At 60.9% G+C, this 17,087-nt stretch carries 23 protein-coding genes; 15 read left to right on the top strand and 8 right to left on the bottom strand.

Going from position 1 to position 17,087, the window contains the following annotated elements; all coding sequences use genetic code 11:
• The first annotated feature begins 12 nt into the window (after nt 1-12).
• Entirely contained in the window at nt 13-441 is a 429-nt protein-coding gene (locus tag MGEO_RS08225) for a PaaI family thioesterase (protein ID WP_085636239.1), read from the top strand.
• Here the strand turns inward: MGEO_RS08225 and MGEO_RS08220 are convergent, their stop codons facing one another.
• Nucleotides 442-843, bottom strand: a complete 402-nt coding sequence (locus tag MGEO_RS08220) for a tellurite resistance TerB family protein (RefSeq protein ID WP_408607491.1) — start codon at nt 841-843, stop codon at nt 442-444. It lies immediately after the preceding gene.
• 152 nt (nt 844-995) lie between these two features.
• On the opposite strand from MGEO_RS08220, the gene MGEO_RS08215 reads away from it, so the two are divergent.
• Complete coding sequence (locus tag MGEO_RS08215) at nt 996-2,576, top strand: lysine--tRNA ligase (protein ID WP_085636238.1); 1,581 nt, start codon at nt 996-998, stop codon at nt 2,574-2,576.
• A 95-nt stretch (nt 2,577-2,671) separates the two neighbouring features.
• A complete protein-coding gene (locus tag MGEO_RS08210; RefSeq protein ID WP_085636237.1) occupies nt 2,672-3,088 on the top strand; it encodes a DUF4864 domain-containing protein in 417 nt (138 codons plus the stop codon).
• 21 nt (nt 3,089-3,109) lie between these two features.
• Here the strand turns inward: MGEO_RS08210 and MGEO_RS08205 are convergent, their stop codons facing one another.
• Complete coding sequence (locus tag MGEO_RS08205) at nt 3,110-3,589, bottom strand: pyridoxamine 5'-phosphate oxidase family protein (RefSeq protein WP_085636236.1); 480 nt, start codon at nt 3,587-3,589, stop codon at nt 3,110-3,112.
• A gap of 96 nt (nt 3,590-3,685) precedes the next feature.
• On the opposite strand from MGEO_RS08205, the gene parA reads away from it, so the two are divergent.
• From parA to MGEO_RS08165, 8 genes are all read left to right on the top strand, one after another.
• Nucleotides 3,686-4,327 carry a ParA family partition ATPase gene (gene parA / locus MGEO_RS08200; RefSeq protein WP_085636235.1) on the top strand — a complete coding sequence of 214 codons (642 nt, stop codon included), beginning with the start codon at nt 3,686-3,688 and terminating at the stop codon, nt 4,325-4,327.
• A 30-nt stretch (nt 4,328-4,357) separates the two neighbouring features.
• A complete protein-coding gene (locus MGEO_RS08195; protein ID WP_085636234.1) occupies nt 4,358-5,203 on the top strand; it encodes a DUF6206 family protein in 846 nt (281 codons plus the stop codon).
• Between the two features lie 115 nt (nt 5,204-5,318).
• Entirely contained in the window at nt 5,319-5,726 is a 408-nt protein-coding gene (locus tag MGEO_RS08190; protein WP_085636233.1) for a universal stress protein, read from the top strand.
• A 48-nt stretch (nt 5,727-5,774) separates the two neighbouring features.
• Nucleotides 5,775-6,326 (top strand): hemerythrin domain-containing protein, encoded by a 552-nt coding sequence (locus MGEO_RS08185; protein WP_085636232.1) that lies wholly within the window; start codon nt 5,775-5,777, stop codon nt 6,324-6,326.
• Nucleotides 6,327-6,389: 63 nt separating this feature from the next.
• Nucleotides 6,390-7,382 (top strand): methylmalonyl Co-A mutase-associated GTPase MeaB, encoded by a 993-nt coding sequence (meaB, locus tag MGEO_RS08180; protein ID WP_085636231.1) that lies wholly within the window; start codon nt 6,390-6,392, stop codon nt 7,380-7,382.
• Between the two features lie 508 nt (nt 7,383-7,890).
• Nucleotides 7,891-8,181 (top strand): 50S ribosomal protein L28, encoded by a 291-nt coding sequence (gene rpmB / locus MGEO_RS08175; protein WP_085636230.1) that lies wholly within the window; start codon nt 7,891-7,893, stop codon nt 8,179-8,181.
• A 102-nt stretch (nt 8,182-8,283) separates the two neighbouring features.
• Nucleotides 8,284-8,634 (top strand): hypothetical protein, encoded by a 351-nt coding sequence (locus MGEO_RS08170; RefSeq protein ID WP_085636229.1) that lies wholly within the window; start codon nt 8,284-8,286, stop codon nt 8,632-8,634.
• A gap of 39 nt (nt 8,635-8,673) precedes the next feature.
• Entirely contained in the window at nt 8,674-9,150 is a 477-nt protein-coding gene (locus MGEO_RS08165; protein WP_085636228.1) for a copper chaperone PCu(A)C, read from the top strand.
• A 4-nt stretch (nt 9,151-9,154) separates the two neighbouring features.
• On the opposite strand, the gene MGEO_RS08160 is transcribed toward MGEO_RS08165, so the two are convergent.
• Nucleotides 9,155-9,850, bottom strand: coding sequence for an NAD-dependent deacylase (locus MGEO_RS08160; RefSeq protein WP_085636227.1), 696 nt, complete (start codon nt 9,848-9,850; stop codon nt 9,155-9,157).
• A 44-nt stretch (nt 9,851-9,894) separates the two neighbouring features.
• Here MGEO_RS08160 and MGEO_RS08155 point away from each other — a divergent pair, with 44 nt between their 5' ends.
• On the top strand, nt 9,895-10,353 hold the full coding sequence (locus tag MGEO_RS08155) for a low molecular weight protein-tyrosine-phosphatase (protein ID WP_085636319.1): 459 nt from the start codon (nt 9,895-9,897) through the stop codon (nt 10,351-10,353).
• Here MGEO_RS08155 and MGEO_RS08150 read toward each other — a convergent pair.
• The 3 genes from MGEO_RS08150 to MGEO_RS08140 form a co-directional block, all read right to left on the bottom strand.
• Complete coding sequence (locus tag MGEO_RS08150; protein ID WP_085636318.1) at nt 10,350-10,532, bottom strand: CTP synthetase; 183 nt, start codon at nt 10,530-10,532, stop codon at nt 10,350-10,352. The two genes, MGEO_RS08155 and MGEO_RS08150, sit on opposite strands and share 4 nt — an antisense overlap.
• A 68-nt stretch (nt 10,533-10,600) precedes the next feature.
• Nucleotides 10,601-10,903: a hypothetical protein gene (locus MGEO_RS08145; protein WP_143746249.1), complete on the bottom strand. Its 303-nt coding sequence runs from the start codon at nt 10,901-10,903 to the stop codon at nt 10,601-10,603.
• A gap of 206 nt (nt 10,904-11,109) precedes the next feature.
• Nucleotides 11,110-11,430 carry a TraR/DksA family transcriptional regulator gene (locus tag MGEO_RS08140; RefSeq protein WP_085636225.1) on the bottom strand — a complete coding sequence of 107 codons (321 nt, stop codon included), beginning with the start codon at nt 11,428-11,430 and terminating at the stop codon, nt 11,110-11,112.
• A gap of 288 nt (nt 11,431-11,718) precedes the next feature.
• Between MGEO_RS08140 and MGEO_RS08135 the strand changes: the two genes are divergently transcribed.
• Nucleotides 11,719-12,867: a hypothetical protein gene (locus tag MGEO_RS08135; protein ID WP_085636224.1), complete on the top strand. Its 1,149-nt coding sequence runs from the start codon at nt 11,719-11,721 to the stop codon at nt 12,865-12,867.
• A 695-nt stretch (nt 12,868-13,562) separates the two neighbouring features.
• Here MGEO_RS08135 and lepA read toward each other — a convergent pair.
• Nucleotides 13,563-15,365, bottom strand: a complete 1,803-nt coding sequence (gene lepA, locus MGEO_RS08130) for a translation elongation factor 4 (RefSeq protein ID WP_085636223.1) — start codon at nt 15,363-15,365, stop codon at nt 13,563-13,565.
• Nucleotides 15,366-15,540: 175 nt separating this feature from the next.
• Between lepA and MGEO_RS08125 the strand changes: the two genes are divergently transcribed.
• Entirely contained in the window at nt 15,541-15,891 is a 351-nt protein-coding gene (locus MGEO_RS08125; RefSeq protein ID WP_085636222.1) for a hypothetical protein, read from the top strand.
• On the opposite strand, the gene MGEO_RS08120 is transcribed toward MGEO_RS08125, so the two are convergent.
• Nucleotides 15,885-16,649 carry an alpha/beta fold hydrolase gene (locus MGEO_RS08120; protein WP_085636221.1) on the bottom strand — a complete coding sequence of 255 codons (765 nt, stop codon included), beginning with the start codon at nt 16,647-16,649 and terminating at the stop codon, nt 15,885-15,887. The two genes, MGEO_RS08125 and MGEO_RS08120, sit on opposite strands and share 7 nt — an antisense overlap.
• Before the next feature lie 63 nt (nt 16,650-16,712).
• On the opposite strand from MGEO_RS08120, the gene MGEO_RS08115 reads away from it, so the two are divergent.
• Nucleotides 16,713-17,087, top strand: a complete 375-nt coding sequence (locus tag MGEO_RS08115; protein ID WP_085636220.1) for a hypothetical protein — start codon at nt 16,713-16,715, stop codon at nt 17,085-17,087.

The following is a 17,087-nucleotide window of genomic DNA, read 5'->3' as shown; positions in this document are numbered from 1 at the left end:
GGGGAGAAAAGCATGGCGCTCAAAGTTCCGGCGGATGAGATGGAAGCCTTTCTGGACGAGGTGTTTCCTCAGGTCAAAGGGATGTTCGGGATCGACCGGCTGGACGAAGATCTTTTGGTGATGCGCTTGCACGCCAGTGAACAGCATCTGCGCCCCGGCGGCACCGTATCCGGTCCCGCGATGTTCAGCCTCGCCGACGTGGCCGCCTACGTCGCCACCATGTCCCGCATCGGGAAAGAGGCGCTGGCGGTCACCACGAATTGCTCTATCGATTTCATGCGCAAACCGGTGGCAGGCGCAGATGTGATTGCCCATGCCAAAGTGCTGAAGCTCGGTCGCGCGCTCAGCGTGACGGATGTTCTGCTGTTCTCCGAGGGTCAGCCCGATTCGGTGGCCCGGGCGACGCTCACCTATTCGATTCCGCCCAAGCCTGTCGGCTGATCACAACCGCATGTGCCGGGCGCGCGATCCGCGTTCGATGGCGGCGGCGTGCAAGCGGTCCAGTTCCAGTTCGTAGCGGATCTCTTCCAGCAGGCGCAGTTCCGCTTCGCGCAGCGTGCCATCGGCGGCTGCAACGTCGCAGGCCAGCGCGTAGGCGGTTTCAAACAGCCGCTCGGGCAGGTTGTCGCGGATCAGCCCGAACAGCGCATCAAGGCCGTCTTCCTGTTCGAACAGGTCGAACACCAGAGCCGACATCTCGGGGATACGTGCTTCATCGTATTCGGCAAAGATCGGCAGATTGTTCACAGCCGACTGGATTTTGACCAGTTCCGCAGTCCGAATGCTCTCGTCCGATGCCGAAACGGCAATCATCAGCGCGACCAGGCAGTCTTGCGGGCTCATCAGGTGGGGGTCGTGGTCGGTCACGGGGATCGCTTTCTGGATTGGAACATCAACTTCCTGCAACTTATTGACCCGCCCGCGCCCCCGCAATAGGGAGTGCCTTTTGAACGACCGCACAACATCGTGCGGCGACCATCCGGAGTGAAAGAGCAATGTCCGAACTGCGCGAAGCTGCAATGACCTCAAAGGCGTGGCCCTTTGAAGAGGCGCGCCGGCTGCTCAAACGGTACGAAAAAGCGCCGCCCGAAAAAGGCTATGTCCTGTTCGAGACCGGTTATGGCCCCTCGGGTCTGCCGCATATCGGCACATTCGGCGAGGTGCTGCGCACAACGATGATCCGCCGCGCCTTCGAGGTGATCAGCGACATTCCCACACGGCTGATCTGTTTCTCGGATGATCTTGATGGCATGCGCAAGGTGCCAGGCAACCTCCCCAATCAGGAGATGCTGTCCCAGCACCTGCAAAAGCCTCTGACATCCGTTCCGGATCCGTTCGAGGAGTTCGAAAGCTTCGGACACCACAACAACGCCATGCTGCGGCGATTCCTCGATACCTTCGGGTTCGAGTATGAATTCTATTCCGCGACCGATTTCTACAAGTCCGGCCAGTTTGACGAAACGCTTCTGAAGGCCTGCGAAAAATACGATGAGATCATGGCCGTCATGCTCAAGTCACTTCGCGAAGAGCGTCAGCAGACCTATTCGATCTTCCTTCCGCTGCACCCGGAAACCGGACGCGTTCTGTATGTTCCGATGAAAAACGTCGATGCCGCGAAAGGCGAGATCACCTTCGATGACGAAGACGGGCGCGAATGGACGCTTCCCGTCACCGGCGGTAACGTCAAATTTCAGTGGAAGCCTGATTTCGGTGCGCGCTGGGCGGCGCTTGGTGTCGATTTCGAAATGTACGGTAAGGACCATTCCACAAACACACCGATCTACGACAAGATCTGCCGCATCCTCGGCGCGCCCGCGCCCGAACATTTCGTCTATGAGCTTTTCCTCGACGATCAGGGCCAGAAGATCTCCAAGTCGACAGGCAACGGCATCAGCATCGACGAATGGCTGACCTATGCCTCGACCGAGTCGCTCAGCTACTTCATGTTCCAGAAGCCGAAAACGGCCAAGCGCCTCTATTTCGATGTGATCCCGAAGGCAGTTGACGAATACCACCAGCAGCTTCGGGCCTATCACACGCAGGACGCCGCGCAGCAATTGGCGAACCCGGTCTTCCACATCCATTCCGACGGCGAAGTTCCGCAGTCCACGATGGTCGTTCCGTTCTCCATGCTGCTCAATCTCGCGTCCGCAGCGGGGGCCGAGGACAAGGACGCGATGTGGGGCTTCATCAAGCGCTATGCGCCGGATGCCACGCCCGAAACCCATGCTGACCTTGATCAGGCCGCGGGCTTTGCCGTGCGCTACTACAACGACTTCGTGAAGCCGACGAAGACCTACCGCGCGCCGGATGAAAAAGAACGCGCGGCGATGGAAGACCTCGCGGCACGGCTCGAGGCGCATGACGGCGCAACAGACGACGAAACGCTTCAAACGCTGGTCTTTGCTGTCGGAAAGGATCATGGGTTCGAGCCGCTGCGGGACTGGTTCAAGGCGCTTTACGAGGTGCTGCTGGGTCAGTCTCAGGGGCCGCGCTTTGGCGGGTTCATCGCGCTTTACGGCGTGGCCGAATCCGCCGCGCTGATCCGCAAAGGTCTGGCAGGCGAGTTGTCCTGATACGCTGGTCAGACAGGACTGTCTGACCGGCCATCCATCAGATTGAATTTGTCCGCTTCGCGAACTGTCCTACCTTCACCGCAGGAGGACGGATCATGCGCACATTCTTCACTGGACTGACACTCGCGGCGGCGATGACCGGTGCACTGTGGGCGCAGGAGGTTCTGGCGCCCGAGCCTGCAATCGAGAGCACGATCCAGAGCCAGATCGACGCGTTCCTCAAAGATGATTTCGTCACAGCCTTTACCTTCGCCAGCCCGAACATCCGCAGCATGTTCGGTACCCCGGAAAACTTCGGCCGGATGGTGCAGCAGGGTTACCCGATGGTCTGGCGACCCGAGGACGTGACCTTCGGGGAACTGCGTGAGATCGCAGGCGGTCTTTACCAGATGGTGATCGTCAAAGACGCGGCGGGCAATCTCCACTACCTCGATTACAGAATGCAGATGATCGACGGTGAATGGCGGATCGCCGGGGTTCAGATTCTTCAGGCGCCCGAGGTCTCTGCCTAGCAATCGCGGCCTCTCGCGCCGTCAGATCAGATCCCCGGCATCCAGCGTGTAGGCTTTGCCAAATCCGCCGTTCAGATTGCCCCCCAGCGGCGTGAACCGAACCAGCGCAAAATCCGCAAAACCGATATACATCTTCGCCTTCGGCTGTTTCGTCAGAAACGTCTGAGCCAGTCCGGCATGCTCGGGCGACCCATGGCGGACAAATCGCGCCTCGGCCCGCAGGCTCAGCCGGGGAAAGGTCAGGGGATCTCCCTTGCTGCCCGGCTCGCCGATCAGAAGGGCGCAGAGCGGGTTTTTCTGCAATGCAGCGCTGTGGTGGCTGAGGTCCGAGATCAGGCTCAGGGGCATTCCGTCCGGCCCGGACACGAGGGCGATCCGGCTGACAATCGGCGCGCGGTTGTCGGGGTCTTCATAGGAAAGCGCAGCGAATTTGGCGGTTTCAATCAGTTTGCGCGCAAGCTCGCGCGCAGAATCATCGGTGGGTCGGATGGGTGATTTCATACAACTGCCTCTGCCGTCCTGGGCGGGTGTGGCAATTTTTATGCTGCACCTGCGAAATAAGCCTGTACCCTTCAAAACGAATCGAAGGGATCGACCATGGCTGGACATGTTATCACCGTCGCGCAGCAAAAGGGCGGCTCCGGAAAAACCACGGTTTCCGCCAACCTCGCCACAGGGTTCCTGCGCCAGGGCAAACGCGTGGCACTTGTCGACATTGACCCGCAGGGCAGTCTGGGGCGCTGGTTCATGACCCGGATTGAAACCGAAACCGGACCTGTCGAGAACCTCGAATTTGCCACCTCCTCGGCGTGGGGCATCACCTATGAGGTGCGCAAGCTGTCTGACAATCACGACATCGTCATTATCGACACGCCGCCCAAGGCAGACAGCGATCTTCGCCCTGCGCTGCGTGTGGCAGACCTCGTGGTGGTGCCTGTCAGCGTCAGCCACGTGGATCTCTGGGCCACCGAAGGCGTGCTCGATCTGGCGCGGCGTGAAGGCAAAGAGGCGCTTGTCGTGCTGAACCGGGCGCGCAAAAACACGCGCCTTGGCTCCGAAGTGGCCGAGGCGGCGGAAAAGCTGATGGCACGCATTGCCGAAACCACGCTTGCCAACCGCGTGATCTATGCCGAAGCGCTCGGGCAGGGCCGGGGCGCCGCAGAGGGCCGCAAAACACCGGCACAGGCCGAGGTTGATGCGCTCACCTCAGAGGTGGCACAGGTGCTGGCAAACGGGTAAGGCAGGGCACCCGACCAAGGAGCCTGTGCCATGACAGACCTCGATGCCCTGAAAGCCGTGATCCGCGCCGACAGCGCCGCACGCGGCCAGACCGTGTCGAAGCTGGGTTACTTCTGCGCACCGTTCCGGCCTGCGTCCGGCCCGTTCTCGGACAGGGTCATCAAGGTCTATCGCGGCCTGCGCGATGCGGCGGCGCTCGACCGGCTGGCACACTGTCACGACGATTACGTGACCGCTCTGAACCAGGCAGGTGTCGCCCTGCCACAGACCGAATTCCACCTGCTCGATATGGACGGCACCCGCATCCCGGTGATCGTGCAGGAGGCGCTGCCCTCGGACAGCATGATGCGCCCGCAGATGCAGACCGCCTCAACGGACGCAACACTCCTGATGATGGAGGCTGCAGGCGACGTGATCGCGACCTTCTGGAACAACGCCGATCAGTTCGACACCCGCATCGGCTTTCATCCGTCGATCCGCAACTTCGCCTATCTTGACGGAAAGGCTCTTTTCTTCGACACGTTCCCGCCGCTCATCCATTACAGCCGTGACGAGATGGGCAAGATGCTGCTCCTGTTCTCGGACAAGGCGCTGATGCGCTGGGTCGGGCCGTTCCTGCAAAAGAAGGTCACGGGCATTCAAGACGAATGGTATTCGGCCCCCGAAACGCTGGTCGGGCTGGTTGGCTCCGCCTGCCGCCTGCGCCCGAACGATGCCGAGGCCTATCTTGACTGGGGCCGCGATTTCACACAGCGCCGCATGTCCCGCTGGGCCGACGAAGCGCTGCCCGGGCTTCAGGAACCGCCGCGCCTGCCGGGATACTGGACCGGCTTTCGCAAGGTGCTGGGATTGCAGGGCGAACCCAACGTTTCATGACTTTGCAAACCTGCCGGCGAGTTTTGCAAACCCTGAAGTGACCATGATGCGGATCAAGGACCGCACTCCGACGCTTGCCTAAACTGGACCCATCCTGAATTGAGGGAGGGGACCCATGTATTCGAACATTCTCGTACCCATTGCGCTCGACAACGAAGACGATCGCGTGGCAGAGGCCATCGCCATCGCAAAGGTACTCGCTTCAGACGGAGCCAAGATCACCCTGCTGCATGTGGTCGAAGCCGTGCCCAGCTACGCTATCAGCTATATCTCTGCCGATATCCTGACCGCGACGCGCAAAGGGATCGAGGCCGAAATGGCGCGGCTCGCATCCGAGATCGGGGCAGACTCTGTCGTGATCGAAGGCCATTCGGGCCGGTCGATTCTGGACTATGCGGAGGACCATGGCAGCGACCTGATCGTGATCGCGTCACACCGACCGGGGATGCAGACGCTCTTGCTTGGCTCCACTGCAACCCATGTGGTGCGCCACGCCCAGTGTGCGGTCCATGTGCTTCGCTGATTGACAAATCGCCAGCGTGCTGCACCTCGTCACCCGCAGGAGGTGCCCATGGACCACAGTTTGACACTCGAGACGCGCGACGGATTGCCGGACGCGCTGCGCGTTTTGCTTCAGGACTTTCCGCGCGAAACCTGGCCTGAGCACAACAACTTCGCCGGTTTGGTGGCCTTCTGGCTGGATCGGCACCTGATGTTCCGTCGCCTGATGGGCGCGCTGATCGACGATGCCGAACAGGCGGTCGACCGCAAGATCGACGCCCGGACCCATGCCGCCAAGCTGTCGCGCTATGGCTCGATGCTGCTTCAGAACCTGCATGGGCATCATCAGATCGAGGACCACCACTATTTCCCGATTCTCGCCACGCGCGAACCCGTCCTGAACAAGGGGTTCGAGCTGCTCGATTCCGATCATCACGCGATGGACGGGTTGCTCAACCGGTTTGCCGATGGCGCCAATGCGGTGATCCAGGGCAAGTCGGAGGCCGGTGTGTTCCGCGAAGAGCTGCTCAGTTTTCAGTCCATGCTGAACCGCCACCTGATCGACGAAGAGGAACTGGTGGTGCCGGTGATTCTCAAACACGGTCCCGGAGGGCTGGGCTGACGGGTTTACTTGGTCGCCCGGCCCATGGCACATGTGCCGCCAGACCAAGACGGAGCCCCGCGCATGGACATCGACGATCTGGCAACCCGTATCCTTGCCGGTGAACGCCGTGCGCTGGCACGCGCCATCACCCTTGTCGAAAGCGGGCGGGCCGATCATCGGTCGGAGGCGATCGCGCTGTTCGAAAAACTCAAGGGACATGGGCGGGAAGCCCTGCGCATCGGCCTCTCGGGCACGCCGGGGGTCGGTAAATCGACCTTCATCGAATCCTTCGGCATGATGCTGACAGGGCAGGGGCTCAAGGTCGCCGTGCTGGCGGTCGATCCGAGTTCCGCGCGCTCCGGCGGCTCGATTCTCGGCGACAAGACCCGCATGGAGCGCCTCTCCCGCGATCCCAACGCCTTCATCCGCCCGTCGCCGTCACAATCCCATCTCGGCGGTGTTGCGCGGCGCACGCGCGAAGCGATCGATCTGTGCGAAGCCGCGGGCTTTGACGTGGTGCTGATCGAAACCGTGGGTGTCGGGCAGTCGGAAACCGTGGTGGCGGAAATGTCGGACCTGTTCCTGCTGCTGCTGGCGCCTGCCGGCGGCGATGAATTGCAGGGTGTGAAGCGCGGCATCATGGAGATGGCTGATATCATCCTCGTCAACAAGGCCGACGGTGATCTGAAAACCACCGCCACCCGCACCTGTGCCGATTACGCCGGTGCCCTGCGCCTGCTGCGGAAACGCCCGCAGGACCCGCAGGGCTTTCCCAAGGCGATGACGGTTTCGGCGCTGGAAGAGAACGGTTTGCAGACGGCCTGGGATGAGATGCAGAGCCTCACCGACTGGCGGCGCGAGACCAGCCATTTTGCATCCCGCCGCGCCGCGCAGGCGCGATTCTGGTTCGAGGCAGAGCTCAAGCAGGCGCTGCTGGCGCGGTTGGAACGTGAGCCGATGAAGGGGCTGGTGCGCTCTCTGGGGCATTGCGTGGAAGAGGGAATAAAGACGCCCAGCCAGGCGGCGGATGAGGTGCTGGCGCAACTTGAGGGGCGCAATATGCCCGTCGCGTGACCCGATTGAGCGCCTCCGGCGCACGGGTTTGCGCTTGTATGGCCTTTGGCCATCCAAGCAGTTCGGGGGCTCTGCCCCCGTCGCCGCAGGCGGCTCTCCCCCGAGGCATTTGTGAAACAGAGAAGACGCTCAGACGGTCCACCCCCTGCGCCGTGCGACAGGGGGCTTCTCCGTTTACGGTCATCGGCGCCTCCGCCTGTCCCGCTAGACCAGAACAGGCGAGTCGGGTTAAAATTCCGTTTCTTCTCTGTTTGAAAAATACCTTGGGGTGAATGCCGCGCCTGCGCGGCAGGGGGGCAAAGCCCCCGACCTGTCGCACCGCCGCAGGCGGTTCGACACAAAACCCGCGAACTTGGCGCAGAGTCCCGGTTTTCGCGCACCGCCCCACTTGACGCCTTTCCCGCATCCCTCTAAGGACAGCCAACGAGATTCCGGGCGCTGCCAGTCGGCTCCCTTTCATATTGGCGGAAGGCCCGATCTTCCCCTTTGATAGAACGAGGATGAACCCATGTCGCGTGTTTGCGAACTGACCGGCAAAGGCCCGATGACTGGCAACAATGTCAGCCACGCCAACAACAAGACCCGTCGGCGCTTCCTGCCGAACCTGAATGATGTGACGCTGCAGTCCGAAGCTCTGGGCCGTGGCATCAAGCTGCGGATCTCGGCGCATGCGCTGCGCAGTGTCGACCACCGCGGTGGACTGGACAAGTTCCTGGCGAAAGCCAAGGACACCGATCTGTCGGCCAACGCGCTGAAGGTCAAGAAAGAGATCGCAAAGGCGCAGGCTGCCGAAGCCTGATCCTTTTCGCGTTGCGGATTTGAACAGCCTCGCCGGGCATCCCGGCGGGGCTGTTTCCTTTTGTCGCCTTGTGGGTGCCGGTGGGCAGCCTAGATCGGTGATATGAAGATCGTGCTACGCCAGCTGACCACCCTTTTGTTGGGCCTGCTGATCGCCTTTACCAGTGTTCAGCTGGCGGCGGCGCGGGGGCAGTCTCCGGCTGTGAGCACGATGGTCATCTGCACCGGCACCGGGCCGGTGCACATTCTTGTCGATGAAAATGGCCAACCCACCGGGCGGGTGATGATCTGCCCGGATTATGCGGTGGCCTTCTTTGCCGAGGTGTCGCATGTCACGCCCGCCGCCATCCGGTTGGATCGCTGGCAGGATCTGTGGCTCGGACAGCCGGACGAGCACTGCTTTGGCGCAGGCTTGCCGCCCGCACAGGCCCGGGGGCCACCACCTTTGGTTTGAACGTCCCACTCACCTGACTTCAAACGAAAGACCAATCCAATGTTCAAAACATCCCTTATCGCAGGGGCAGTTGCCCTTGCTTCCGTGCTGCCTGCCTATGCCGAAATCCAGATCGAGGATGCCTATGCGCGCTCGGCCTCTCCGATGGCGAAATCCGGCGCGGCCTTCATGATGATTCGCAACACCGACGGCAGCGCGGACCGACTGATCGGCGCCGCGTCAGACGCGGCGGCCCGCACCGAATTGCACACCCATCTGGCCGGAGAGAATGGCGTGATGCGCATGGTTCATGTCGAGGAAGGGTTCGAGCTTCCCGCAGACGGCATGATCGCCATGCAACGCGGCGGCAAACACGTCATGCTCATGGGGCTGAAGCAGCCGATGGAGCAGGGCGCCACCGTGACCATCACGCTGACATTCGAGAAAGCCGGCGATGTCGTTATCGAGGTGCCGGTTGATCTCGAACGGCAGGACCATGGCGGCATGCAGCACGGTCAGATTAAGAGCGGAAACTGAGTCTTCAGGACAGCAGGCGGTCCACCCACGCGGGGACCGTCTTGCTGGCCGGTCCAATGATGTGATCTGTAAAGGCGTGGGATGTGTCGCTGTCCCGTAGATTGAGTTCCACGGTGTCCGCACCGCAGACCCGCGCCTCTTCGACAAAACCTGCGGCGGGGTAGACCTGTCCCGACGTGCCGATCGCAGCGAAGAGGTCGCAGCTCTGCACCGCGTCGATGATGCGCTCCATATGGTAGGGCATTTCTCCGAACCAGACGATATCCGGGCGGGCGCTGGGCGCGTGGCAGGCGGGGCAGGTTTCCCCCACGGACATCTCGCGCGGGGCGTCCCAGCGATGGGCGCAGTCGGCGCAGAGCGCGCGTGCGAGTTCTCCGTGCATGTGAATGACCTGTGCCCCGGCCTTTTCGTGCAGACCGTCGACATTCTGGGTGACCAGGGTCACGTCGCCGTCGAATGCGTTTTGCAGGCGCGCGAGGGCTTCATGGGCCGGGTTCGGATGCGCCTCTGCCGCTTGAATGCGCCGGGCATTGTAGAACCGGTGCACGAGGTCGGGATTGCGGGCAAAGGCTTCTGGCGTGGCGACGTCCTCGATCCGGTGCTGGGCCCACAGGCCGCCTTCGTCGCGGAAGGTACCCAGCCCGCTTTCCGCAGATATCCCGGCCCCTGTCAGAACCACGATCCGTTTCGCCTGTCGCATGCCTTCCCCTTTTCCCAAACGCCACAACCGGTTAAGTCATGGCCATGACCCACCGTATCCTCTTTGTCTGCCTGGGCAATATCTGCCGTTCCCCGACCGCCGAAGCGGTTACGCGGGCGAAAGCCGAAGCGCGGGGCATGACGCTGTCGCTCGACAGTGCCGGAACCGGCAACTGGCACATCGGAAAACCACCGTACGGCCCGATGCAAGAGGCTGCCCGGGCACGGGGATATGACCTGTCTGCGCTCCGGGCGCGGCAGGTTGCGGCGTCGGATTTCTCGCGGTTCGACCTGATCGTCGTGATGGATGACGACAACGCATCAGACCTTGGCGCATTCGGCCCGACCGACCGGGTCGTGCGCTTTACCGACTACGCGCCGGACAGCGGGTCAGATTACGTTCCCGACCCGTATTTCACGCGCGATTTCGACGGCGCTCTCGCGCTGATCGAGGAATGTGCGGATGGACTGCTTGATTCGCTGGTGAGGCGCGTCGGCGGTTAGGCCTGATAGATCGCCCGTGCGACGAACCATGACACCGGCAGCGCGACAACGGCACCGACAAGGGCCGCAGCAACGATCGGAACCAGAGTGCCGAATCCGGCTGTCAGCACGGCAATCACGGCGGTGCCCGCCAATGTCGTGGCGATGAGAGAATACAGGATACTGGCAAGTCGGAACATCAGAGCCTCCACTAAAACAGGAACGACTCAGACATTCCATATTTCTGATGTGATGACCTTGACCCGGATCAACCTGCAGCAACGGCACGCATCGGCTGTGCCTCGAGCGCAGCACAGGCGTCGATCAGTGAAAGAAAGCTTTTGCGTCGGTGACACCACGGCGGCGGTCCCGCATGGCCCTGCTCCTGCCATTCAAGACAGGTCTTGGGACAGTGACACGCACCGCAGGCCCCCATGGTTGCCTTCAACTCGGTGAGCAGAAAAGGAGCGTCGTCTTCCGTTGGGTTTAATCCAAGATGCGCAAGCATCCCTTCATGCGCGCTCATGCGGACTTCGAAATCCCGCCGTAATGTGTCCGAATAGACTGACACCTATCCCTCCCAGAGTGTAAATTTTTTCTGACATAAATGTGTACGTCCGTATGCAAAATTCGGATCAGCGAAATTTATGAAAAAATCTCAGAGGATTGAAATTTCGAAATAAAATATCTCAGATTCTGATTTTGGAATATTAATATTAAAAAACCACCCGGCACGCGGGCCCGCCTGCGCGGCAGGCCAACGGCGGGTGACAATTCTCAGCTGTCGCGGGCGCAGGTCCGGCACAATGGTGCTGTCGGAACCGCTGCGAGCCGCTCTTCGGATATCGCCTCACCACATTTCACACACGTACCGTAGCTGCCATCCTCGATTCGCCCCAGAGCGGCGTCGATGCGGCGCAGTTCCTCCAGATCGGCGTTGCCCAACGCCTCAAGAACCTCGTCGCCCTGCCGCTCCGAAGCGCGGTCCTCCCAGTCCTTGGGCATCGGATCATCAAGCTTGTGCTCGATCTCCGCAAGATCGCCGGTCAGGTCCGCGCGGCGTTTGAGAAGCAGGTCTTTCTGTACGTTCAGATCCATATCGGGTCTCCCTTGTTGGTCTTACCTTGCCGCAACGCGCGACGCGCTGCGTTGATATTTGTCAAAGTCACGGAGGCACACATGCGTCTGCTCATTCATCACACTTGCCAGAATCCCGTTTTCTGACGCACTGTAGATCAGTGTTTTTGACGATTTCGCGGAGGTTAGGCCACACCCCTTTGGTTTTCATGCTTTGATCTGCCTGGTGCCACAGAATTTACCGTCGCACCTGCTGGCGGAAGCTGCATCTTTTTTCTGCTCATTTTCGATTAAGTCACAGGTGAACACATGTTGCCGATCATGACGATCTACCTCTCTGTCGGAAAGGGAGGGTTCAATTCCTACAATGAAGTCATCGTTGTCCAGTCCCTGCTGAACCAGCATCTGGCGGGCAATGGAAAGTTCCGGGCGCATTTCTTTGAAAGAGGCGGCGCGCCGGTGCCGACCACAGGCGTACTTGCCGAGGACGGAAATTGCGGCCCGCAAACCGAACTCGCCATCTTGTGTTTCCAGCACTACGTGCTTCGCTGGAGCGAGGCGCGCAGCGACGGGCGGGTTGATCCCGGTGGCACGACATGGACCGCGCTCAACGGCAATATCGCGTACAGCAAGATGCCAAACATCGATGCAAATGGCGTGATGGTCGAAGTCGGAAACGCCATCGCGAACATCGGCGGATACCAGGTGTTCAAGCAGGGCGATTTCACAGCACAACTCGGCTATGGCCAGAACAAGAAGCGCCCGCCCACGATCAAGAGCGAAGGTTGCTGTCTGTGTTCGATGGTTATGGCCTGCACGGTCATCGGCGCGCGCGTGGCAGGTGTCTGGCCCGACGGCCTCGCTCCGAAAGACATGGCGCCCCACATCGCAAACAAGATCATGAAAGACAACAACGGCTATTCAGATGCGGGGTTGAATACGCTGCATTCCGTTGGTCTTCTGGGCATGAAGGGCGACTATCATCATGGTCCGCTCACGTCGGCGCACATCGGAATGCTGCAAAGCCACCTTGCGCAGGGCTACCCGGTCATGGGGCATGTGGATTACAAAGACCATTTCGTGGCGCAGACTGAAAAGAACGCAAAGGGCAAAACGGTATATGTCCGGGATGAGAACGGAGACATTGTCTATGACGAGTTCCGCGAAAGCTGGGGGGATCATTGGGTTCTGATCATTCCCGGGGCCAGCTCGGGCGATGCGATGAAGCAATATCTCGCGCTTGATCCGGCATACGGAGCGAAGATGTGGTTCCACCCGTTTTCATCGCTCAGCAAGCGCTATCGCGAGGTTCAGTTGGAACGCTCACTGAACAGCGCGCCGCTCTACCGGAAGGAGCGGGATGGTATTCTGTTCGGAACAGCCGGTCACCCGAATTACAAGAACCAGCCGGATTATTGCCTCGTCCGGATGATCACGCTGAAACCGGCGGCGGCCTGAATGGGTTCGGATTCAGATGTGCTTTGCTGCGGGTCAAAAGCAGAAGGCGCCAGGGTTCTGGGTCCGAGCCGCATAAAGCGGCCAAAGCCAAAATCCTGACGCCTTCCGGAACGTCCGGGTCCGAAAACCCCTCTGTTCATGTGCCTCCGCTCCAAGGAGCTTCGAGCATCGCGGGATAACCTTGCGGCCCATCCCCCCTCCGGTTCCGGCGTACACCGTCCCCGGTCACACGATGGCTTTTGCGCCGCCTTCCCGGATCGCCTCTTAGAGACTGCCCGTTTCGGCCTGCGTCCCGACACTCTCAACACGGGGTCCGTTCAGTGTAACCTATCCGTTCCCCGCTCAAGCCCCGGAAGACCTTCGCGTCCCGCGCCGGGTCTTGCGACCCCTTGCGTTAACCCAAGGCTGGCTCAGCCTTCCCGAGTCGCGCAACGGAAATTTTGCCGAACGGTCACATTTCTTGGGGAGGAAACGGTTGATAACCCGGTGGATCAGCTGTGGGTTAGCCGGATTTTCCGAGATGTGGACGCACTTTGCGCAAAGGGTGCGGGCATGGCGTGCAGGACACGATAAATCCGCGTGCAGGCGTTGCCGAAGCGGCTGGCCGGAGGACGGTCCTCCGCTGCCCGAGGCCGCCCCGCGCTGTTCCTCGGGCGGGGCGTAGGGTGCGTGTTTACACGCACCATTCGGAAACCTCAGGAATCCATCTTCAAAGCCGAAATAAACGCTTCCTGCGGGATCTCGACCTTGCCGAACTGGCGCATCTTCTTCTTACCCGCCTTCTGCTTCTCCAGAAGCTTCTTCTTCCGGGTCGCGTCGCCGCCGTAGCACTTGGCGGTCACGTCCTTGCGCAGGGCTGACAGGGTTTCACGGGCGATCACCTTGCCGCCGATGGCGGCCTGGATCGGGATCTTGAACATGTGGCGCGGGATCAGGTCCTTGAGCTTTTCGCACATGGCGCGGCCGCGCATCTCGGCGCGGTCGCGGTGAACCATCGTGGACAGCGCATCCACCGGTTCGTCATTCACGAGGATCTGCATCTTCACGAGGCTGTCCTCGCGGTAGCCGATCATCTGGTAGTCAAAGCTGGCGTACCCCTTGGTGACCGATTTCAGGCGGTCGTAGAAATCGAACACCACCTCGTTCAGCGGCAGGTCATAGACCACCATCGCGCGGCTGCCGACATAGGTCAGGTCAAGCTGAAGCCCCCGCCGGTCCTGGCAGAGCTTGAGCACGTCGCCCAGATAATCGTCGGGTACAAGGATCGACGCCTTGATGCGCGGTTCTTCGATGTGATCGATGGTGGACGGGTCGGGCATGTCGGCGGGATTGTGCAACTCCCGCATCTCGCCGTCCTTGGTGTAGACGTGATAGATCACCGACGGCGCGGTGGTGATCAGGTCGATATCGTACTCTCGCTCCAGACGGTCCCGGATCACCTCCAGGTGCAGCAGGCCAAGGAACCCGCAGCGGAAGCCAAAGCCAAGCGCGGCCGAGGTTTCCATCTCGAAGGTGAAAGAGGCGTCGTTCAGTGCCAGCTTCTCCATCGCGTCGCGCATGTCTTCGAAATCGTTGGCATCCACCGGGAAGAGGCCACAGAACACCACCGGGATCGACGGCTTGAAGCCGGGCAGGGGCGTTTCGCAGCCCTTCTTTTCGGTGGTGATCGTGTCACCCACGCGGGTGTCGCTGACCTGTTTGATCTGCGCCGTGATGTAGCCGATCTCACCCGGTCCAAGCTCATCGACGGCCTGCATCGCCGGACGGTAGACGCCGATCCGGTCAATGTCATAGGTGCCGCCGGTCTTCATCATCTTGATGCGCTGGCCCTTCTTCAGAACCCCGTCGATCACGCGCACAATGACCACGACGCCCAGATAGGGGTCGTATTTGCTGTCCACCAGCATCGCCTTCAGCGGCTTCGTCGCATCGCCTTCATGCGGCGGCGGCAGGCGCTTGACGATGGCTTCCAGCACGGCAGGAATGCCGACACCCGTCTTGGCCGAAATCTCCAAAGCCTCGGAGGCGTCGATGCCGATCACGTCCTCGATCTGTTCCTTGACCCGCTCGGGCTCGGAGGCGGGCAGGTCGATCTTGTTCAGAACCGGCACGATCTCGTGATCCGCGTCGATCGCGGTATAGACGTTGGCCAGCGTCTGCGCTTCCACGCCTTGCGTGGCATCGACCACCAGCAGCGACCCCTCGACCGCACGCATCGAGCGCGACACTTCGTAGGCAAAGTCCACGTGTCCGGGCGTGTCGATCAGGTTGAGGATATAGACCTCGCCATCCTCGGCCTTGTATTCGATCCGGACCGTGTTCGCCTTGATCGTGATGCCGCGTTCCCGCTCGATATCCATCGAGTCGAGAAGCTGTTCCTTCATCTCCCGTTCCGTCACCGTATTGGTGGATTGGATCAGCCGGTCGGCCAGGGTGGATTTCCCGTGGTCGATATGGGCAACGATGGAGAAATTGCGGATGTGCGAAAGCTCTGTCATGGGGCGGATATGATGCGGTTTGGGGGTCTGGTCAAGATGGCGTGATGCGGCCCGCCTGCTTGACAAATGGTGATTTGAAAACAGTTGCCGTTTCAGGCATTGTTACCGCAGGCAGAGACGCGGGAGAGCGGGCGCAAGACCCGGGTACGGCGTGATCGGACAAAGAGCAGGCAGCATGAAGGTATTGGCATCGATACTCGTCCTTGCACTGGTCGCAGGCTGTGGTGGCGGAAGCCGCTATGACCGGGGCGACAGTGGCGTGGTGACCCGGTTTTCCACGGGACCGATCAGCCGGGCTTGCCTGTCCTCGGACCGCAAGGCCCGCAATTCGCGGCTCTGTGGCTGTATCCAGACCGTGGCAAACGGATCGTTGTCCGGCTCGGATCAGCGCAAGGCGGCGCGGTTCTTCCGCGATCCACAGCGTGCGATGGATGTGAAGATGTCGAAAACCGCCTCCGACGATGCCTTCTGGGAACGGTACGAGCGGTTTGCCGCCCGGTCCGAACAATCCTGCCGCGGCTACTGAGCGAGATCCAGGAAAGCCCGGACAGAGGCCTCGAATTCACGCGGTTTTTCCGCGTGCAACCAATGCCCTGCGCCCGGTATTTTGGCAAATCGCGCCTTGGGAAACAGCGCACGAATGTGCGGGCGGTGGTCCGGGATCACATACTCTGACTCCGCCCCCGACAGAAACAGCGTCGGCTTTTCGAACGTTCCCTCCAGATCGGGGAAGCTCAGGATCTTCGGCATCTCGGCGGCCAGGGTGTCGAGATTCAGCTTCCAGCGTTTTTCTTTGAGATCAAGGGATTGCGTGAAGAAGGCCTGAAGCGTCGGGTCGGTAACGCTCTGGGCAAGCTGTTCTGATGCATCGGACCGTTTTTCCACCCGCGCCAGATCAACCGCGCGCATCGCGTCGATGAACTGGATTTGCGAATGGGTATAGGTCACCGGCGCGATATCCGCGACGATCAGGCGGTTCACCAGATCGGGCCGCGTCAGCGCAAGTGTCATGGCAGCCTTGCCGCCCATCGAATGTCCAACAACATCCATCGGCCCGCCCTGCGCCGAGATGACATCGGCCAGATCACCGGCCATATCAGGATAGCTGTGGCTGTCCGACCAGAAGCTGTCGCCGTGGTTGCGCAGGTCGACAGCCGTTACAGGCCCCCGGTCTGACAGACGTTTGGCGATCACGCCCCAGTTTCGACCGGACCCGTAAAGCCCGTGAATGATCAGAAGCGGTGTGGCGGATCCGGCAGAGTCGGTAAACAAGGTGTTCAGCATATTCGCTCCTTACTTCGGCCAAGTGGCCTTGAGCAAGGGCGGCAGGGTCCCTAGAAACACGCCATGGAGAAAACGGAGTCGATCCAGGATCAGGCAGAAACCCTGCGGACGCTTATGGCCCGGAAGCTGGGCCTCAAGCGGGGATCGCTTGCGCGCCGCGTCGCCAAGGCCGGGCGTCGCCTGCCCTCGGGTGTGCGCAATGACATCGCCGCCGTTGCCGAGGCGGAAAAGATCGCGCTCAACCCCAAGCTTGCGATGCGCCTGAACCCCGGAGCAACCAAGGGGGCGTTCGACCGCGCTACGGTGCATCTGCGGGGCATCGACGTGGCGGACCGGCGCAAGGGGCTGGCGCTTTCGATCCTCGGAAGCATCGCGTTCAACATCCTTGCGGTGATCACGATACTCATCGTCGTCCTGCGCTGGCGCGGGCTGGTCTGA

Source organism: Marivita geojedonensis, assembly GCF_002115805.1.
Lineage (GTDB): Bacteria > Pseudomonadota > Alphaproteobacteria > Rhodobacterales > Rhodobacteraceae > Marivita > Marivita geojedonensis.
Note: the sequence above shows the minus strand (reverse complement) of the source record. Positions and strands in the feature narration are given on the sequence as shown.

Coding starts and splice junctions, on each gene's coding strand:
- MGEO_RS08225 (WP_085636239.1), top strand. CDS start 13: ATGGCGCTCAAAGTTCCGGCGGATGAGATGGAAGCCTTTCTGGACGAG.
- MGEO_RS08220 (WP_408607491.1), bottom strand. CDS start 843: ATGAGCCCGCAAGACTGCCTGGTCGCGCTGATGATTGCCGTTTCGGCA.
- MGEO_RS08215 (WP_085636238.1), top strand. CDS start 996: ATGTCCGAACTGCGCGAAGCTGCAATGACCTCAAAGGCGTGGCCCTTT.
- MGEO_RS08210 (WP_085636237.1), top strand. CDS start 2,672: ATGCGCACATTCTTCACTGGACTGACACTCGCGGCGGCGATGACCGGT.
- MGEO_RS08205 (WP_085636236.1), bottom strand. CDS start 3,589: ATGAAATCACCCATCCGACCCACCGATGATTCTGCGCGCGAGCTTGCG.
- parA (WP_085636235.1), top strand. CDS start 3,686: ATGGCTGGACATGTTATCACCGTCGCGCAGCAAAAGGGCGGCTCCGGA.
- MGEO_RS08195 (WP_085636234.1), top strand. CDS start 4,358: ATGACAGACCTCGATGCCCTGAAAGCCGTGATCCGCGCCGACAGCGCC.
- MGEO_RS08190 (WP_085636233.1), top strand. CDS start 5,319: ATGTATTCGAACATTCTCGTACCCATTGCGCTCGACAACGAAGACGAT.
- MGEO_RS08185 (WP_085636232.1), top strand. CDS start 5,775: ATGGACCACAGTTTGACACTCGAGACGCGCGACGGATTGCCGGACGCG.
- meaB (WP_085636231.1), top strand. CDS start 6,390: ATGGACATCGACGATCTGGCAACCCGTATCCTTGCCGGTGAACGCCGT.
- rpmB (WP_085636230.1), top strand. CDS start 7,891: ATGTCGCGTGTTTGCGAACTGACCGGCAAAGGCCCGATGACTGGCAAC.
- MGEO_RS08170 (WP_085636229.1), top strand. CDS start 8,284: ATGAAGATCGTGCTACGCCAGCTGACCACCCTTTTGTTGGGCCTGCTG.
- MGEO_RS08165 (WP_085636228.1), top strand. CDS start 8,674: ATGTTCAAAACATCCCTTATCGCAGGGGCAGTTGCCCTTGCTTCCGTG.
- MGEO_RS08160 (WP_085636227.1), bottom strand. CDS start 9,850: ATGCGACAGGCGAAACGGATCGTGGTTCTGACAGGGGCCGGGATATCT.
- MGEO_RS08155 (WP_085636319.1), top strand. CDS start 9,895: ATGACCCACCGTATCCTCTTTGTCTGCCTGGGCAATATCTGCCGTTCC.
- MGEO_RS08150 (WP_085636318.1), bottom strand. CDS start 10,532: ATGTTCCGACTTGCCAGTATCCTGTATTCTCTCATCGCCACGACATTG.
- MGEO_RS08140 (WP_085636225.1), bottom strand. CDS start 11,430: ATGGATCTGAACGTACAGAAAGACCTGCTTCTCAAACGCCGCGCGGAC.
- MGEO_RS08135 (WP_085636224.1), top strand. CDS start 11,719: ATGTTGCCGATCATGACGATCTACCTCTCTGTCGGAAAGGGAGGGTTC.
- lepA (WP_085636223.1), bottom strand. CDS start 15,365: ATGACAGAGCTTTCGCACATCCGCAATTTCTCCATCGTTGCCCATATC.
- MGEO_RS08125 (WP_085636222.1), top strand. CDS start 15,541: ATGAAGGTATTGGCATCGATACTCGTCCTTGCACTGGTCGCAGGCTGT.
- MGEO_RS08120 (WP_085636221.1), bottom strand. CDS start 16,649: ATGCTGAACACCTTGTTTACCGACTCTGCCGGATCCGCCACACCGCTT.
- MGEO_RS08115 (WP_085636220.1), top strand. CDS start 16,713: ATGGAGAAAACGGAGTCGATCCAGGATCAGGCAGAAACCCTGCGGACG.